The following is a 16,041-nucleotide window of genomic DNA, read 5'->3' on the forward strand; positions in this document are numbered from 1 at the left end:
CCTTGACGTCCTTGTAGAAGGCGCGGCCTTGTGATCCTTCGACGGCCCGCGGCGGCGGTCCTACCGCCGCGCGGCGCGCAGGAAGCGGTTGCGGATCCTGTCGAGCAGCATCGGCTCCCGCTCGGGGGCGATCCCCTCGCGCGCCCGCCGCAGGGTTTCGAGGGCCTCGGCGGCCGAGGGCCGCTTGGCCGGTGAGCGGTCGCGCATCCGCCGCAGCAGGTCCATCACCTCGGCGGGGACGCCCGCGCGGCCGCCGTCGAAGGGGGGCTCCGCGTCCGGATCCGGCGGCGGCAGCTCACCGGTCAGCAACTGGAAGGCGATCACTCCCGCGGCGTACACGTCGGCGGCGGCCGTCATCCGCTCCGGCCTGGCCTGGCACTCGGGGGCGACGTAGTGGGTGTCCAGGACGTTGGGAAGCTCGTTGGCCACGGTGTGCGGGCGAGGCCCGGGCTTGGCGTAGTCGAACCCGGTCAGCATCGCCCGGCCGTCCTCGGTGACGAGCACGCAGGCGGGGCTGAGCGCCCGGTGGATGACGTTGTTCGCGTGGACATGGGCCAGCCCGAGCAGCATGTCCTCGATCACGTCGAGCCCGGCGCCCGTGGACGGCGTCCGCCTGGTGTCCGACAGGTGCAGGTGCAGCGACCGGCCGTGCACGTCGTCGAGGACCAGCACGAACCGGCTCTCGTCGTCGATCGCGAAGAAGTCGCGGGAACGCACGACGCACGGGTGCGGGGGGATCCGGGTGAGCGACTGGTAGGCGTTGGCGATCAGCCGCCGCTCGGCCGCCCTGGGCTCCTCCTCGGCCAGCGGGTCGGCGCGGTAGACCCGCAGCAGTACCGTCTCACTCCCCGGGAGCGTCGCGTTGATCGCCCGGTACTCGGTGATCCGGTTGTCCCCGCCGAGCTGTTCCTCGACCTCCCAGTTGCCGAAGCGCGGAGGCGAGGTCGACCGCCGCACGCTGCCGTTCAGCGCCTCGATGATCGCGGTGCGGTACGGCGTCGCGTCCGGCGTGTAACCGCGCCTGACCCGGGAGACGTCGCTCAGCGTGCGGACCAGGCCCGGCAGGTTGGTAACGTGCCGGGAGTCACGGCCCGCCGGGTCGACGAGCTCCGCGTCGGCGCCGGTCAGTACGACGACACTGTCGACGTACACCCGCTCCAGCTCCCTGTGGCTGTGGGTGAGCAGGCCCTTGAGTGCCCGCCCGTTGCCGCGCAGCTTGACCACGGGGGAGCCGAAGGCGTCCCGCCGGGCGGGGAACCAGCGCGTCCCCGCGACCTCGATCCTGCCCCTGGTGCCCTTGACGTCGATGAGGCAGAGGGAGTGACGGGTCACCACGATCACGTCGACCTCGAAACCGTCGTCGCCTCGCGGCACCTCGATGTTGTGCAGCAGCAGCCAGTCGTCCGGCGCGTTGTCCCGCAGATGCGCGATGACCCGCCGCTCAGCGTCGTTGACCGGGCGTCCGCCGCCGACGATCTGTGCCATCTCTAGCGTTCCGCCCTTCTTCGCTGCACCTGAAGTAGGGCAAGGGTCTCATGATCTCGCCTGTCCCTACTTTTCGCCACTCCGCGGAGTAGGCTCGGCTGGCGTGGAACCCATGGAGATCACCGCGGGGACGCTGCACCTGCGGCCGTGGAACCTGACCGAGACCGATGCCCGGGCGGCGGCGCTGGCGCTGCGCGATCCGGAGGTCCGCCGCTGGTCCACCGCCCTGCCCGCGGGCGCCGACGAGAGGGCGTGGCTCGCCCAGCGCGTCCAGGACTGGACCGACGGCTCCTCGGCCTCCTTCGCCATCGCCGACGCGACGACCGGGGAGGTTCTCGGTCACATCAGGGTCAGGATCCTGGGCGGACGCGGAGAGGTCGGTTACTGGGTCCTGCCCGCGGTCAGGGGCCGCGGCGTCGCCACCCGGGCGTTGGGCGCGGTCGGCCGGTGGGCGTTCGCCTTCCTCGGACTGTCCCGTCTTGACCTGCGGCACGCGACGGGCAACGCCGCCTCGTGCAGGGTCGCGGCCAAGAACGGGTTCGCCCTGACCAGGCTCCTGTCCGAGCCCTCGTGGGACGAGGAGGAGGGGACCGTCGAGTTCCACCTGCACACGCTCTCGCCCTGACGTGCGCCGTCAGCGCGGCCCCGGCGTCGCGGATGCCCGCCGCCTTCTTCCGGTGAAACCGGTGAGCACGATCCCACCCCCGGTGACGGCCGCGACGGCCGCGCAGCCCAGCAGCGTGCCGTCCGTTCCCGCGGACAGGCCCGCTCCGCCCACGATCGCGGCCATCAGGGCGACGCCGAGCGGTGAGCCGACGTAGCGGGCGGTGTTGCCCGCGCCCGCCCCCATCCCGGCCCGGTGCGGCGGCACGCTCTCGATCGCCAGGTGGGTGAGGGAGGCGTTGATCAGGCCGCTGCCCGCGCCCGCGACGGCCAGGCCGAGCACGATCCTGCTCCAGCCGGTGTGGCTCGCGGCGCCCACCAGGGGAAGCGTGCCCGCGGCGGCCAGCAGCAGTCCGAGCCCGAGGCCGCCGCGCGCCGTCAGCGGCAGGCGGCGGGCCTGCAGGGCGGTCAGGAACGAAACCCCTGACCACACGGCGAGCAGGGCGGCGCCGCCCATCGGCGACAGGCCGCGGGAGAGCTGAAGCACGGTGGGCAGGAAGCTCATCAGCCCGACCACCACGATTCCGACGACGAGGGCCCCGCCGGTGGCGAGGAAGAAGAGCGGGCGCAGGAACAGCCCCAGGTCGAGCAACGGGGCACGGCGGCGCCGTTCGACCACCACGAAGGCGCCCAGCAGCAGCGCGGTGGCGGCGAACGCGGCGGTGACGACAGGACGGGACCAGCCGCTGCGGCCCTCGGTCACCGCGGTGACCAACGCGGCGAGCCCCAAGGCCAGCAGGAGGGCACCGGACAGGTCGAGCCGCCGGGGCCGAGCCGCCCTCGACTCGGGCAGCCGTCCGGTCGCGAGCACGGCCAGCAGCGCCGCCGCCGCGGCTATCAGCCAGTAGATCGCCCGCCAGTTCGTCACCGTGGCCAGCGCGCCGGAGATCAGCGGGCCCGTCGCGATGCCCAGGCCGAGCATGGCGCCGTAGCGGCCGGTCGCGCGCAGGCGCTCGCGCCCGTCGGGAAAGGCGTGCCCGAGAGTGCCCAGACCGGCGGTGAGCAGCCCCGCGCTCGCCGCCCCCTGGGCCAGCCTGGCCGCGACGAACATCGCGGTGTTCACCGACAGCGCGGCCATGACGCTCGCGGCGGCCAGTGCCCACATGCCCGTCAGGTAGACGCGCCGCCGTCCGTAGTTGTCCGCCAGGTCTCCCGCGATCAGCAGCAGGGCCGCCAGGCCGAGCGCGATCGCGTTCAGCAGCCAGGCGGGCCCTGAGGGGCCGGAGCCGAGCGCGCGCGTCATCTGCGGCAGCGTGACCATCGGGGCGGTGTAGTCGACCAGGACCAGCAGCGGCGCGGCGCAGGCGAGCACGAGGGTGATCGCGGGGGTGGTGCCGGAGCGGGCGTCCGGCTGCCGGTGAGCCGTGGCGAACGTCATGGGAGGCCTTTCATGGTTCATTCATTGAACTTAACTCGACGGTAGCACGGGAGAGTTCGGTGAATGAACTAACATGGGGAGATGGCGCTCGGTAAGAACTACGAAGGTCAGGACTGCTCGCTCGCCCGCGCTCTGGAGCTGATCGGGGAGCGGTGGACGCTGCTGGTGGTCCGCGACGCGCTGTACGGCGTGCGCCGCTACGGTGACTTCCTCGCCCACCTCGACATCCCCCGCGCGGTGCTCTCCCAGCGGCTCCAGGCCCTGGTCGAGGCGGGCGCCATGGAGCGGCGCCGCTACCAGGAATCACCGCCGCGCGATGAGTACGTCCTCACCGAGATGGGCCGCGAGCTGTGGGCCCCCGTCCACCTGCTCGCCCGGTGGGGGGAACGCCACCTGTCGGCGAACGGCCCGCACCGTACCTTCCACCACCAGCCCTGCGCGGTACGGCTCGACAGCGAGGGCGTCTGCCCGTCGTGCGGCGCGCGCGCCCCGCTGGAGGAGATCGAGGTGAGGCCGGGCCCGGGTGCGGACCACGCCCGCCAGGACCCGGTCAGCCTGGCTCTGCGCCACCCCCACCGGATGCTCCAGCCACTCCCCGGGTGAGCGGGCCCCTGTCCCCGCCGGTGTTCCGGGTCGCCGCGGCACCGGTACGGCGAGCGGTGACGCCGGGGTGGGCGGTGCGCGTGCCCGCCGGTGTCAGTGGTTGTGGCGCGGGCTGACCAGGCCCGCCTCGTAGGCGAGGGCCACGGCCTGCGCGCGGCTGGACAGGCCGAGCTTGGCCATGGCCCGGTTCAGATGGGTCTTGACCGTCGCCTCGCTCACGCACAGCTCGTCGGCGATCTCCCCGTTGGACAGCGCCCGGCCGACCATGCGCAACACCTCCATCTCCCGCGCGGTGAGCGTGTCGAGCCCCGCCTCGGCGACGAGCGTCGTGTCCTTCCCCCTGGTGTAGGCCTCGACCAGGCGGCGGGTCACGGTCGGCGCGAACAGCATGTCACCCGCGGCGATCGTGCGGACCGCCGCGATCAGCCGCTCCGGTGGGGTGTCCTTGAGCAGGAACCCCGAGGCTCCGGCCCGCAGCGCGTCGTAGACGTACTCGTCGAGGTCGAAGGTCGTCAGGATCAGCACTTTCGGAGGAGTGGGGCCCGCGGCGGCGAGGATGCGCCCGGTCGCGGCGATGCCGTTCAGACCCGGCATCCGCACATCCATCAGGATCACGTCGGGACGGGTCGCGGCGGCCAGGGCGACGGCCTCCTCCCCGCCCGAGGCCTCACCTGCGACCTCCAGGTCGGGGGTGGCCCGGATCAGGGCCGCGAACCCGGCCCGCACCAGGATCTGGTCGTCGACGACCAGCACCTTGATCATTCGTCTCCTCGTTCACCCTGCGGGGGCGAAAGCGGCAGCGTCACCGAGACCTCGAACCCGCCCTTCTGCAGCGGCCCCGAGGCCACCCTGCCTCCGTAGAGCCTGACGCGTTCGCGCATCCCGATCAACCCGAGGCCGCCCCCGCTGTCGCCCTCCGACGGCAGGCCGTCGTCGGTGACCGCGATGGACAGTTCCTCGCCGCCGTAGTGCAGCCGCACCCTCGCGCGGGCGGAGAGCGCGTGTTTGATCACGTTGGTCAGGCTCTCCTGGACCACCCGGTACGCGCACAGCTCGACTCCGGGGTTCAGCCGCCTGGCGCGGCCCGTCACCTCCAGGTCGACGTCGACGCCGGCGGCGCGGACGCGCTCGACGAGCTGGCCCAGCTCGGTCAGCCCCGGGGTGGGGTCGTAGACGCCGTCACCGCCGGGCCGCCGGTCGACGCGGAGCACCGCGAGCAGCCGCCGCATCTCCTCCAGAGCCTCGTGGCTGGTGTCGGCGACCGTGGCCAGCGCGGTCCTGGCGGTGCCGGGATCGCTGGTGAACACGTAGCGGGCCAGCCCGGCCTGCACCGAGATCACCGACATGTGATGGGCGACGATGTCGTGCAGCTCCCTGGCGATGCGCACCCGTTCCTCGGTGACGGCCCGCTTGGCCTGGGCCTCCTGCTCGCGCCTGAGCCGTTCGGTGAGGTCGGCCAGCCGCTTGTTCCGGTCGGCGAGCCTGCGGGTGCCCAGGCCGAGCGCCCAGGCCGTCAGGACCACCAGCACGCTCTGCGCCTGGTTCAGCACCGCCATGTCCTTGTCCGCCATGAGCGAGGCCCACCACCAGACCGCGGACGCCGCCACGATCCCGGCGACCCCGGCCAGGAGCGACCACTGGACGGTGACGGTGTAGAGCGCCAGCAGGACGGAGAAGTTGTTCACGTTCGGCTGGTAACCCAGTGAGTGGTGCCAGAAGGAGGCGGCGGAGCAGACGGCGAGCACGGCGACGGGAAACCGCCGCCGCACGGCGACGGGGAGGTTGGCCGCGCAGGTCAGCATGACCGCGACCGTGTCGGGGCGTCGCCACGGGCCACTCTGGTCCTTCATGGCCCACACCAGGGTCATCCCGGTGAGCGCGACGGCCAGCAGCGCGTCGACGATCCGGGGATCGATCTCGCCCGCCCGCCGCGCCAGCGCCGTCACTGTTGCCCGCATGCGCGCATGGTAGCCAGGTGCGGACGGCCGCCTCATCGAGCGGGCGGATGAGCGTCCGTACCGCGGAAGTTGTACGGCGAGGCGCCGCCTACCGCCCAGGTCACGGCCGGATCAGACCGCGGACCGATGTGGCCGGGGCCTCGCGCGTTTTACGGTGATGTCCGTTCTGGGATGACGGCCCCCCGCTTTCTCGGGGTTCGTCTGTGGGTTCCGCCGCGGCTCCGGCGCCCGCGGCCGGTGCCTCGGAGCTCTCCACCCGAGGTGCCGGCCGCGGAGGGCTCTCGAAGGTGTGCTTGCGGGGGCGACCTTCGAGGCCACCGGGCGTGGTGCGGGCCGGCGGAGTCGGTGGGTCCTGACGGCCGCCCCCTTTCCATGGAGCGGGCGGTGCCCCTCCCGCGAATGTCCGTGCCCCGCCCGTCCCGTGGCCTCACCGGGGAGGAAAAGACGGGCAACGCCTTGATCGATCGTCGGTGGCGGAAGGGTTTGCCGTGGCAGGACAGGGTAGGCGCCTTCTCCTGTAGGGAGGAGGAACGATGACCGAGCGCGATCCGGAAAGGCTCGAGGACGAGATCGAGGACGCCGGGACCGTCGGGGCACGCAGGCAGAGGGTCAGCGAACCCGTGGCTCCCGGCGAGAAGATGTCGCTGAACCTTCCGCCCACGGTGCCCGACGGCCCGCCCGTGCCCACGGGGGAGAGCACCGGCGTTGAGGAGGCCGGCCGTATGGCGGGCACCGTGGAGACGGGCCGCGTCGCGGGCCCCGGTGACGCCGGGACCGCGGGAGCGGCCGGTGGCACAAGCGCGCACGACGGCGGGACGAGCGGGCGATCCGCAGGACGCGACATCGACAACGACCGTCGCGAACCGGGCGAGACAGTGGAGGCTCTGATGCACAAGACCGATGTGAAAGGCCGCGTCCACGAGACGGCCACCCAGGTCGGCGGCGAGTTGCGCCGGATGGGGACGGCGACCGCAACCACCGCGACCGGGATGGTCGGACGGGTCAAGGAGGCCGCCCCCGGGGTGGTCGGGAAGGTGAGGGAGGCCGCCCCCGAGGTGGTCGGGCGGGTCAAGGACGTGACTCCCGCCGACGTCAAGGACGCGGCGGGGAAGGTCACGACGGAGGTGGGCAAGCGTCCCGTCACGGCCGTCGCCGCGCTGGCCGTCCTGGCCATGGTCGTGGTCCGCCTGCTGAGGCGCGGAAAGAAGAAGTAGGCGCGGAAAGAAGAGGCAGGCGCGGGCGAGGAAGGCCACCCCCGGAGGGTAGGGCGATACGACCCCGCCGGGGTAACCAGATCCGCAGGCGCCGGGGTAATCTGACCGTTTCCGGGTGGGCGGCGGACCCCCTCCTTTCCGCCCGCCCGGGATCTCCGCCGGGCCCGTCCGCGCCGTCTCTTTCCGTGTCTTTCCGTGGATCCCGCCTGCGCCCGCTGAACCGTTCCGGCCGCCCGTACGTAGTGATCGGTGTCGGGATCCGCGGATCTCGCCGGGCGGGCGGTCGGACGACCGGCTCTCCCGGTCCGCCGGTTCCCGCAGCCGCTGCGACGCGGCCCGCGGTCCCCCGGCCGCGGCTGTCCGAGTCCGGAGCGGGGCCATCGCGGCACGGACGGCCTCCTCCGGCAGAAACCCAGGAGGTCTCATGCGCCGTGCTCTCGGTCTCACCGCAGGTCTTGCCCTTATCGCAGTCGCCCTTTCCCCTGTCGCGCCGGCCCAGGCGGCCTGCCTCAGCGCCGCGAAGAAGTGCCAGCGGGACCCCTTGATCACCATCAAGGTGACGGCCAAGGGCACGCCTCGCGTGCCCCAGGGCGGGCGCGTCACCTACACGCTGGATTACTCGATGACCTGGATGGAGTCTTTCGCCCCCTACTGGGGCTCCTTCTGGGTCGGCGGCAGCTTCCCCAGGGGCGCGAAGGGCCCGGAGAAGGCCACGATCTTCGACACCGCGGGCAAGCGGATCGCGACCTTCCCCTGCCGCGAGTACACCGACGGCGTCTGGTGCGCGGCCCCGGGAGACATCCCGCACGAGGGCAGGGTCGTTCTCAGCGCCCGCCTCGCCCGCCACGGCGGGGCGACCGCGGTCGCCAGGCTCGGCTTCGACAGCTTCGACGGCCTCAACCAGCAGGACTCCGAGCGGCACGACAGCCGTGCGAGGTCCCGCGAGCTGTTCTGCAACTACCGCTTCACCAAGACCGTCACCACGAAGGTGCGCCACTGAGGGGGGCGCCGAGGTAGCCCAGCTCCGCGACGCACAGCACCGCGAGGATGACCGGACGGTTCAGGCTCGTCCTGGCCTCCCATCGGCGCGCTGAAGTCGGCCGTCACCGGCTCAAGCGCGGGGGAGGCCAGGCCGGCCTCGGTCGTGCCGAGGGGCGTCACGGGAGACGGGGCACACTCGGTTTTCTCTCCCGGCCGGGGAACGCGGTCGAGGCCGGGTCGTCACGGTGCCGGATCGCCTGCTTGACGAGTCTTTGCGGGCCCGGGGGAGTCCGTTCGGGAAAGGCCGGGAACGTTCCATATCACTCGTTAGGACACCGCCATGGACTTCGAGCTGAACGACGAGCAGCAGCTGTTGCGCCGGACCTTGAGGGAGTTCGTCGACAGGGAGATCGTGCCGGTCGCCTCCGAGTGGGAGCGCGCGGGCCGCTACCCCGCCGAGGTCGTCGAACGCTTCAGGGAACTGGGGCTGTTCGGGATGACGATCCCGCAGGAGTACGGCGGGCTCGCGCTGGACCGGGTGTCGTTCGCATTGGTCTTCGAGGAGATCGCACGCGGGTGGATGGGCGTGGCCGGGGTGCTCGGCTCGCACTCGCTGGCCTCCTGGATGATCGCCAGGTACGGCACGCGGGAGCAGCGGGACACCTACCTGCCGGACCTGGCCTGCGGTGCCCGCCGTACCGGTATCGCGCTGACCGAGCCCGCCGCGGGCACCGACTTACAGGGCATCCAGACCAAGGCGGTCCGTGACGGCGACCACTACGTGATCAACGGCACCAAGACGTGGATCACCAACGCCCGCCACGCGGACCCGATGCCCGTCCTGGTCAAGACCTCCGTCACGGAGCCCGCGCACCGCGGCATGTCACTGATCCTGGTCGAGGCGGGGACCCCCGGCTACACCGTCAGCCGCGACCTGCCCAAGCTCGGCTACAAGGGCACCGAGACCTGTGAGATCGTGCTGCGGGACGTCAGGGTCCCGGTCTCCGGGCTGCTCGGCGGCGTCGAGGGCAGAGGCATGCAGCAGGCGCTGTCCGCCCTGGAGCTCGGCAGGCTCAACATCGCCGCCCGTGCCGTCGGCGTCTCACAGTGCGCCTACGACGCCGCGCTCGAGTACTCGCGCGAGCGCCACGCCTTCGGCAAGCCCATCGCCGACTTCCAGGCCATCCAGTTCAAGCTCGCCGACATGGCGACCGACATCCAGGCGGCCAGACTGCTGACCTACTGGGCGGCGACCCGTTCGGAGAGCGGCGCGGTGAACTCGGAGGCGGCGATGGCCAAGTACTTCGCCTCGGAGGTCGCGCTCCGGGTGACCATGGAGGCGATGCGGATCCACGGCGGCTATGGGTACTCCCAGGAGTTCGTGGTCGAACGCCTCTACCGCGACGCCCCGCTGATGGCCATCGGCGAGGGCACGAACGACGTCCAGCGGATGGTCATCGCCAGGTCCCTCATCTCCGGCGTCGCCAAGGTCGGTTGGTGACCCCGCCGCACGCCGTTTTAGGACCCGGCGGGGAGCCCCGCAGCCCTATCCTGATGTGATGCCAGCCGGAGGATGTTTGTTCTGCGCCATCGCGGCGGGGGAGCAGCCGGGCCATCTGGTGCTCTCCGACGAGGTGGCCGTGGCCTTCCTCGACACGCGGCCCGTCTTCAAGGGACACGTCCTGGTCGCGCCCGTCGCCCACACCGAGACCCTCCCCGACCTGCCCGCGCTGTCGGTCGGTCCGTTCTTCCAACGGGTCCAGGCTGTCGCCGCCGCCGTCGAACACGGCCTGGAGGCGGGCGGCACGTTCGTCGCGATGAACAACCGGATCAGCCAGAGCGTCCCGCACCTGCACGTCCACGTCGTCCCCCGCAACCGCAAGGACGGCCTGCGCGGCTTCTTCTGGCCGCGGACCAGGTACGACGATCCCGCGGAGGCCGAGTCGTACGCTCTGCGCCTTCGCGAGGCCCTCGTCCCGGCTCCCTGAGCCGCCGCACTCGTTCGGGATCGCTCATTATTTGATCTACGATATAAAGCTGGGGCCGCCGGTGTGATATCCGTCGAAGAGGCGTCCGCGAACGTGCGAAGATAGGGTCCCGGACGTGGAACCCCTCGTCGCAGCGCTGCTCGTAGCCGCCCTGGTGGGCGTCCCGGCCCTGGTGCTGTGGCGCGTGCTGCGCGGCAGGCGTGAGCTGGGCAGCAGCCCGGCCGAGCGCGCCACCTTCGAGACCCTGCACACCGCCTCGCTCGCCGCGCCGCCGTTGCGGGCCGGGCTCACCGAGGCGGGCACCCAGAAGGCCTCCCGGCACCTGCGTGAGCTGCTCGGCTCCCCGGCACTGGCGATCACCGACGGGCAGCGGCTGCTGGTCTACGACGGGGAGGGTGACCACCACGCCCACGAGGCGTTCGCGTACGCCGCCAAAACCCTCGCGGGAGGCCGTACGCAGGTTCTCGGCCCCGAGATCGTCTCGTGCGACATCCCGGAGTGCCCCATCAGATACGCCGTCGTCGTGCCGCTCACCACGGACGGCCGGGTCGTCGGCTCGCTGGCCGCCTACGGCGGGCACGCCTCCGCGGGCCTGGTCCGGGCCACCCACGAGGTGGCGAGCTGGGTCGACTCCCAGCTGGAGCTGGCCGAGCTCGACCGGTCGAGGACGCGCCTGATGGAGGCCGAGGTCCGCGCGCTGCGCGCGCAGATCTCCCCGCACTTCATCTACAACTCGCTGACGACCATCGCGAGCTTCGTCCGCTCCGACCCCAACCGCTCCCGTGAGCTGCTGCTGGACTTCGCCGACTTCACCCGCTACTCCTTCAGGCGGCACGGCGAGTTCACCACGCTGGCCGAGGAACTGCGCTCCATCGACCGCTACCTGACCCTGGAGCGCGCCCGGTTCGGTGACCAGCTCCAGGTCACGCTGCGGATCGCCCCCGAGGTGCTCGCGGTCGCCGTGCCGTTCCTATGCCTGCAGCCGCTGGTCGAGAACGCGGTCAGGCACGGTCTGGAGAGCAAACCTGGCATCGGCCGCATCTCCATCGTCGCCGAGGACGCGGGGGCCGAGTGCCGGATCAGCGTCGAGGACGACGGCGTCGGCATGGACCCGGACCGGCTGCGCCGCATCCTGGCAGGTGACGCCGACGAGCGCTCGGGGACGGGGGGAGTCGGCCTGGCCAACGTCGACGAGCGGCTGCGCCAGGTCTACGGCGACGAGTACGGCCTGGTCGCGGAGACCGGCAAGGGCGCGGGCACCAAGGTGAGCGTCCGCCTGCCGAAGTACCACCCGGGCGTCTCCGCGCACTGACCGCCCGCCGTCCGTCCAGGGGCCGGTCGGGGCGGAGAAGGCGTCCGGTGAAGGAGACGTGGAAAGCGTGGACGACGAACAGGGCAGGGAGAACGGGCAGGTGGCGCGCGTTTCCTGAGTGCGCCTCCGGCCAGGGCCGAGCGCGGAGATGTTTTCCCCAGATTCGGAGGGTCAGGAACTGTTGACAGGTGATGTCTGATTCATCATCCTCTGGGGATTCCCCCTCGACGATCCGGAGGAGTGCCCGTGACCGGACTCCGAGTCCTGGCGGTGGACGACGAGCTTCCCGCTCTGGAGGATCTGGCCTACCTTCTGCGGGACGATCCGAGAATCGGGGAGGTCTCTCAGGCCAGGGACGGGGCGGCCGCGCTGCGTGTGCTGGACCGGGCGATCGCCGTCGGGCGGCCGATCGACGCGGTTTTCCTCGACATCCGGATGCGCGGCCTGGACGGGGTGGTGCTCGGCAGGCTGCTCTCGCAGTTCGCCAATCCGCCCCGGGTGGTGTTCGTGACCGCCTACGAGGAACACGCGGTGGACGCCTTCGAGATCAAGGCGGAGGACTACCTCCTCAAACCGGTCAGGCCGGAGCGGCTCGCCGAGGCCGTCCGGCGGGTGTGCGTCTCGGCCGAGCTGCCGGACGGCGACGGCGCAGGCCGTACGGACCCCGGGACCATCCCGGTCGAGCTGGGCGGCGTCACCCGGTTCGTGACCAGCACCGAGGTCCGCTACGTCGAGGCGCAGGGCGACTACGCGCGCCTGCACACCGCGGGCGGCAGCCACCTGGTCCGCATCTCACTGGCGACCCTGGAGGACCGGTGGTCGTCGGCGGGGTTCGTGCGGGTGCACCGCAGCCACCTGGTCGCCGTCAAGCACATCGACGAGCTGCACATCGACTCCGGGCGCTGCGTGGTCCGCATCGGCGAGACAGAGATCCCGGTCAGCCGCCGTCACACCCGGGAGCTGCGCGACCTGCTGGTCCGCAGGGCGCGCAAGGGCAGGCCCGAATGAGCAGGGGAGGGCCGGAACGCTCGCGCAGGGAGTACGAGCGGCCGCGCCGTGAGGTCGTGACCAGCCCACGCACCACGGCCGCCCGCCACCCCCGCTATCCGGTGACCCGGGAGATCGACGAGCAGACCCGGCTCGGCGAGGTCTACATGCGCTCGCTGGTGCGCACCCAGTTCCGGCTCGCCCTGTTCGTGTGCACCGTGCTCGCCTGCGTGGTCGGCGGCCTGCCGCTGCTGTTCCTGCTCGTGCCGGAACTGCGCGAGGTCCTGGTGCTGGGGGTTCCCCTCCCGTGGGTCGTGCTGGCCGGTCTGATCTATCCGGCGTTCGTCACCGGGGCCTGGCTCTATGTACGGCAGGCGGAACGGAACGAGCGGCACTTCGCCGAACTGGTGGACCGGGCCAGGTGAGCCCCGCGTACGGCGTGACGGCGGTTGTGCTGGTGATGCTCGCCGCGGTCCTGATCGGGGCGTTCGGCATCCGGCTCTCCCGCACGACCTCCGACTTCTACGTCGCCTCCCGCACGGTCACCCCGCTGTGGAACGCCTCGGCCATCGGCGGGGAGTACCTGTCCGCGGCGAGCTTCCTGGGCATCGCCGGGCTGATCCTCGTCTACGGCGCGGACATGCTGTGGCTGCCGGTCGGCTGGACCGGCGGCTACCTGGTGCTGCTGGTCCTGGTCTCCGCGCCGCTGCGCCGCTCGGGCGCCTACACGCTCCCCGACTTCGCCGAGGCGCGCCTGGAGTCGATGGCCGTGCGGCGGATGGCCGGGGTGCTGGTCGTGCTGATCGGCTGGCTGTACCTGATGCCGCAGTTCCAGAGCGCCGGTCTGGTGCTGCGGGCCGTCACGGGGGCGCCCGACTGGGCGGGGGGCCTGCTGGTCGCCTCCGTGGTCGCGGTGAACGTGCTGTCCGGCGGCATGCGGTCGATCACGTTCGTGCAGGCCTTCCAGTACTGGCTCAAGCTCACCGCCCTGGCCGTGCCTTTGGTCTTCCTGGTGCTGGCCTGGCGGGCGGACGGCGCGCCCGGCCTGAACGCAGGGGACGCGGCCACCTGGGCGCTGCCGCTGTCCAGTGGCAAGGAGTACGGCCTTTACTCGACCTACTCGCTGATCCTGGCGACCTTCCTGGGCACCATGGGGCTGCCACACGTGCTGGTCCGCTTCTACACCAACCCCGACGGGCGGGCCGCGCGCCGTACGACGCTGGCGGTCCTGTCGCTGCTCGGCGCCTTCTACCTGATGCCCGCCGTCTACGGCGCGCTCGGCCGGATCTACGTCCCCGAGCTGCGGGGTAGCGACATGGTCGTGCTGACGCTGCCGGGGCGGCTTGTCGGGGGCGTGGCGGGCGACCTGCTGACCGCGCTGGTGACGGCCGGGGCCTTCGCGGCGTTCCTGTCCACCTCCTCGGGGCTGACCGTCTCGGTCGCGGGGGTCATCGGGCAGGACATCCTCAAGGGCGGGGTCCGCTCGTTCCGCGCCGCCGCGGTGGTCGCGGTGGCCGTCCCGCTCTGCCTGGCCGCGACCGCCCGCTCCCTGCCGGTCGCCGACGTGGTCGGGCTGGCCTTCGCGGTTTCCGCCTCCTCCTTCTGCCCGCTGCTGGTCCTGGGCATCTGGTGGCGGCGCCTGACGTCGACGGGCGCGATGGCGGGACTGGTCGCCGGCGGCGGGCTGGCCTGCGGCGCGGTGCTGCTGACGATCGGAGAGGGGCCGCACGCGGGCCTGGCCGGAGCCCTGCTGGCCCAGCCCGCGGCCTGGTCGGTGCCGGTCGCCTTCGCCGTCATGGTCGTCGTCTCGCTGTTGACCCCGTCCCGCGTCCCGTCCGGTGTGGCCAGGATCATGGTCCGCCTGCACACGCCGGAGACCCTGGACCTCGATCGCGGTGACTGGCATCCACGTTCTACTTGACTTGATCCATTACTTGTGTCGAAATGACCTGTAATGCATGGAAGGTCCTGTTGATCGAGTGAACGTAAGGAGCGCGCGATGGGCAACAGCAACTCCAACGGCCAGTCGCTTCTCAAGCCGGACGGTTTCCAGCTGGAGGACAACTTCTCGGTGACCTTGGCCGAGAGGGTGCTCCTCGACGAGTTCTTCACGCTCCGCTTCGCTCCTTGCACCCTCTGATCACGATGGCCCGCGCCCAGCGGGAGCGCGGCACCGGCCTCGCCGGCGCGCTCGCCGTCATCGAATCCGTCCTCGCCGACCGCGGCCTGTCGACCGAGCTGGTCTCGGCGGGCCCGGCAGAGTTCCCCGTGCACCGATGCACCGTCCGCGACCCCGAGGGGCGCGCGGTCACCGCCTCCCTCGGCAAGGGGGCGGGCGCCCAGAGCAGGGTCAGCGCGCTGTTCGAGGCCTGGCAGCACCTCCAGCATGAGGAGGGGCAGGCGGCGCTCGCCCGGGACCATCACCGGGTGCGGACGATGCCGGTGACGACGGTCGTGTCCCAGCCCGAGCTGCGCGGTGAGGAGATGATCCAGCGTCTCGCCCGCGACTACCCGGACGCCGACCTCGCCTGCCTGTGCGCCGAGCCGCTGAGTCCGGGGCGGTCCGCACTGTGGTACCCGGCCTTCTCCAGGTCGCCCTCGTGCCGCAACCATCCCATCCCCGGCGACGACCTGCGCTACGAGCCGTACCTCCGCTACGCCTACGACAACGGCACCGCCGCCGGGGTCAGCGAGCAGGACGCCCTTCTGCACGGCCTGCTGGAGGTCGTCGAGCGGGATGCGCTGTCGCACGCCCTCCTGGAGTGGTACCTCGACGGGGAGTCGCGCCTGTCCGCGCTCGACCCCGAGCTTCTCCCGCCGGACCTGCGCCGTCTGCACGAGGAGGCCGCGGCCCAACTGGGAGCGCTCCCGATCATTCTTGACATCACCTCGGACCTGGGCATACCCACCTACTGCGCGCTTCCCTCGCGTGCCGGTCCCTATCCGGGGATCGTCGGCTCCGGAGCCTCCCTCGACCCCGAGTACGCGGTCGAGCGGGCCCTCACCGAGGTGATTCAGTCGTCGTTCAACATGTCGCTCGGCGTTGACCTGACCCTGGACCGCAGACTGGAGAGCCTGCGGCGATGGCCGCTGCTCGAACGCTGCGCGCGCCTCGACCCAGCCCCGCTGATCGGCCGCCTCGCGTTCGACGCGCGACTGCCCGCCGCCGGGCCGGAGGGCGTCGACGAGCAGATCACTGCGATCCTGGACACGCTGGAGCGCGCGGGGTTCGGTGCCTACTCCTTCCGCTGGAATCCCGAGCACGACAGGTGCCCGGTGCTCACCGTGATCGTTCCCGGCCTCGAGATGTTCGCCATGGTGCACAGCGCGGTCCCGGTGTTTCCCACGGGCCGGGCCGTACGGCGTCTGTCGGGCCGCCGGTGACGCGGGCACCCGGCCGCTGAGCCACGGGGCGGCGACCGTTCGGCGCACCGGAGGGACCTTTCACCGCAAGTCATCCCCAGTTGGCCGC

16 protein-coding genes are annotated in these 16,041 nt (G+C 71.7%); 12 read left to right on the forward strand and 4 right to left on the reverse strand.

Annotated features, from left to right (window positions below):
• Positions 1-60: 60 nt before the first annotated feature.
• Complete coding sequence (locus tag AB0395_RS13885) at positions 61-1,485, reverse strand: NERD domain-containing protein kinase family protein (RefSeq protein ID WP_366280499.1); 1,425 nt, start codon at positions 1,483-1,485, stop codon at positions 61-63.
• Positions 1,486-1,597: 112 nt separating this feature from the next.
• Between AB0395_RS13885 and AB0395_RS13890 the strand changes: the two genes are divergently transcribed.
• Positions 1,598-2,110, forward strand: coding sequence for a GNAT family N-acetyltransferase (locus AB0395_RS13890; protein WP_366280599.1), 513 nt, complete (start codon positions 1,598-1,600; stop codon positions 2,108-2,110).
• A 9-nt stretch (positions 2,111-2,119) separates the two neighbouring features.
• On the opposite strand, the gene AB0395_RS13895 is transcribed toward AB0395_RS13890, so the two are convergent.
• Entirely contained in the window at positions 2,120-3,547 is a 1,428-nt protein-coding gene (locus tag AB0395_RS13895) for an MFS transporter (RefSeq protein ID WP_366280501.1), read from the reverse strand.
• 60 nt (positions 3,548-3,607) lie between these two features.
• Between AB0395_RS13895 and AB0395_RS13900 the strand changes: the two genes are divergently transcribed.
• Positions 3,608-4,129: a helix-turn-helix domain-containing protein gene (locus AB0395_RS13900; protein ID WP_366280502.1), complete on the forward strand. Its 522-nt coding sequence runs from the start codon at positions 3,608-3,610 to the stop codon at positions 4,127-4,129.
• Between the two features lie 93 nt (positions 4,130-4,222).
• Here AB0395_RS13900 and AB0395_RS13905 read toward each other — a convergent pair whose 3' ends face one another.
• Both AB0395_RS13905 and AB0395_RS13910 read right to left on the reverse strand, forming a co-directional pair.
• Positions 4,223-4,891 carry a response regulator transcription factor gene (locus AB0395_RS13905; RefSeq protein ID WP_366280503.1) on the reverse strand — a complete coding sequence of 223 codons (669 nt, stop codon included), beginning with the start codon at positions 4,889-4,891 and terminating at the stop codon, positions 4,223-4,225.
• Positions 4,888-6,087, reverse strand: a complete 1,200-nt coding sequence (locus AB0395_RS13910) for a sensor histidine kinase (RefSeq protein ID WP_366280504.1) — start codon at positions 6,085-6,087, stop codon at positions 4,888-4,890. Before AB0395_RS13910 ends, AB0395_RS13905 begins: the two co-directional genes overlap by 4 nt.
• A gap of 533 nt (positions 6,088-6,620) precedes the next feature.
• On the opposite strand from AB0395_RS13910, the gene AB0395_RS13915 reads away from it, so the two are divergent.
• From AB0395_RS13915 to AB0395_RS13960, 10 genes are all read left to right on the forward strand, one after another.
• Positions 6,621-7,301 (forward strand): hypothetical protein, encoded by a 681-nt coding sequence (locus tag AB0395_RS13915; RefSeq protein WP_366280506.1) that lies wholly within the window; start codon positions 6,621-6,623, stop codon positions 7,299-7,301.
• Positions 7,302-7,725: 424 nt separating this feature from the next.
• Positions 7,726-8,301 (forward strand): hypothetical protein, encoded by a 576-nt coding sequence (locus AB0395_RS13920; protein WP_366280508.1) that lies wholly within the window; start codon positions 7,726-7,728, stop codon positions 8,299-8,301.
• Between the two features lie 321 nt (positions 8,302-8,622).
• Positions 8,623-9,783, forward strand: a complete 1,161-nt coding sequence (locus tag AB0395_RS13925; RefSeq protein ID WP_366280509.1) for an acyl-CoA dehydrogenase family protein — start codon at positions 8,623-8,625, stop codon at positions 9,781-9,783.
• Positions 9,784-9,841: 58 nt separating this feature from the next.
• Positions 9,842-10,270: an HIT family protein gene (locus AB0395_RS13930; RefSeq protein ID WP_366280511.1), complete on the forward strand. Its 429-nt coding sequence runs from the start codon at positions 9,842-9,844 to the stop codon at positions 10,268-10,270.
• Between the two features lie 115 nt (positions 10,271-10,385).
• Positions 10,386-11,582: a histidine kinase gene (locus tag AB0395_RS13935; protein ID WP_366280512.1), complete on the forward strand. Its 1,197-nt coding sequence runs from the start codon at positions 10,386-10,388 to the stop codon at positions 11,580-11,582.
• A gap of 246 nt (positions 11,583-11,828) precedes the next feature.
• Complete coding sequence (locus AB0395_RS13940) at positions 11,829-12,590, forward strand: LytTR family DNA-binding domain-containing protein (protein WP_366280514.1); 762 nt, start codon at positions 11,829-11,831, stop codon at positions 12,588-12,590.
• The gene (locus AB0395_RS13945) at positions 12,587-12,994 is read left to right on the forward strand and encodes a hypothetical protein (protein ID WP_366280516.1); all 408 of its coding nucleotides are present in this window, start codon (positions 12,587-12,589) and stop codon (positions 12,992-12,994) included. Before AB0395_RS13940 ends, AB0395_RS13945 begins: the two co-directional genes overlap by 4 nt.
• Positions 12,991-14,490 (forward strand): cation acetate symporter, encoded by a 1,500-nt coding sequence (locus AB0395_RS13950; RefSeq protein WP_366280518.1) that lies wholly within the window; start codon positions 12,991-12,993, stop codon positions 14,488-14,490. Before AB0395_RS13945 ends, AB0395_RS13950 begins: the two co-directional genes overlap by 4 nt.
• A 78-nt stretch (positions 14,491-14,568) precedes the next feature.
• Positions 14,569-14,709: a hypothetical protein gene (locus tag AB0395_RS13955; RefSeq protein WP_366280520.1), complete on the forward strand. Its 141-nt coding sequence runs from the start codon at positions 14,569-14,571 to the stop codon at positions 14,707-14,709.
• A complete protein-coding gene (locus AB0395_RS13960; RefSeq protein WP_366280522.1) occupies positions 14,697-15,953 on the forward strand; it encodes a YcaO-like family protein in 1,257 nt (418 codons plus the stop codon). Before AB0395_RS13955 ends, AB0395_RS13960 begins: the two co-directional genes overlap by 13 nt.
• The last annotated feature ends 88 nt before the right edge of the window (positions 15,954-16,041 follow it).

This window comes from Streptosporangium sp. NPDC051023 (genome assembly GCF_040689595.1).
GTDB lineage: Bacteria > Actinomycetota > Actinomycetes > Streptosporangiales > Streptosporangiaceae > Streptosporangium.

Coding starts and splice junctions, on each gene's coding strand:
- AB0395_RS13885 (WP_366280499.1), bottom strand. CDS start 1,485: ATGGCACAGATCGTCGGCGGCGGACGCCCGGTCAACGACGCTGAGCGG.
- AB0395_RS13890 (WP_366280599.1), top strand. CDS start 1,598: ATGGAGATCACCGCGGGGACGCTGCACCTGCGGCCGTGGAACCTGACC.
- AB0395_RS13895 (WP_366280501.1), bottom strand. CDS start 3,547: ATGAACCATGAAAGGCCTCCCATGACGTTCGCCACGGCTCACCGGCAG.
- AB0395_RS13900 (WP_366280502.1), top strand. CDS start 3,608: ATGGCGCTCGGTAAGAACTACGAAGGTCAGGACTGCTCGCTCGCCCGC.
- AB0395_RS13905 (WP_366280503.1), bottom strand. CDS start 4,891: ATGATCAAGGTGCTGGTCGTCGACGACCAGATCCTGGTGCGGGCCGGG.
- AB0395_RS13910 (WP_366280504.1), bottom strand. CDS start 6,087: ATGCGGGCAACAGTGACGGCGCTGGCGCGGCGGGCGGGCGAGATCGAT.
- AB0395_RS13915 (WP_366280506.1), top strand. CDS start 6,621: ATGACCGAGCGCGATCCGGAAAGGCTCGAGGACGAGATCGAGGACGCC.
- AB0395_RS13920 (WP_366280508.1), top strand. CDS start 7,726: ATGCGCCGTGCTCTCGGTCTCACCGCAGGTCTTGCCCTTATCGCAGTC.
- AB0395_RS13925 (WP_366280509.1), top strand. CDS start 8,623: ATGGACTTCGAGCTGAACGACGAGCAGCAGCTGTTGCGCCGGACCTTG.
- AB0395_RS13930 (WP_366280511.1), top strand. CDS start 9,842: ATGCCAGCCGGAGGATGTTTGTTCTGCGCCATCGCGGCGGGGGAGCAG.
- AB0395_RS13945 (WP_366280516.1), top strand. CDS start 12,587: ATGAGCAGGGGAGGGCCGGAACGCTCGCGCAGGGAGTACGAGCGGCCG.
- AB0395_RS13955 (WP_366280520.1), top strand. CDS start 14,569: ATGGGCAACAGCAACTCCAACGGCCAGTCGCTTCTCAAGCCGGACGGT.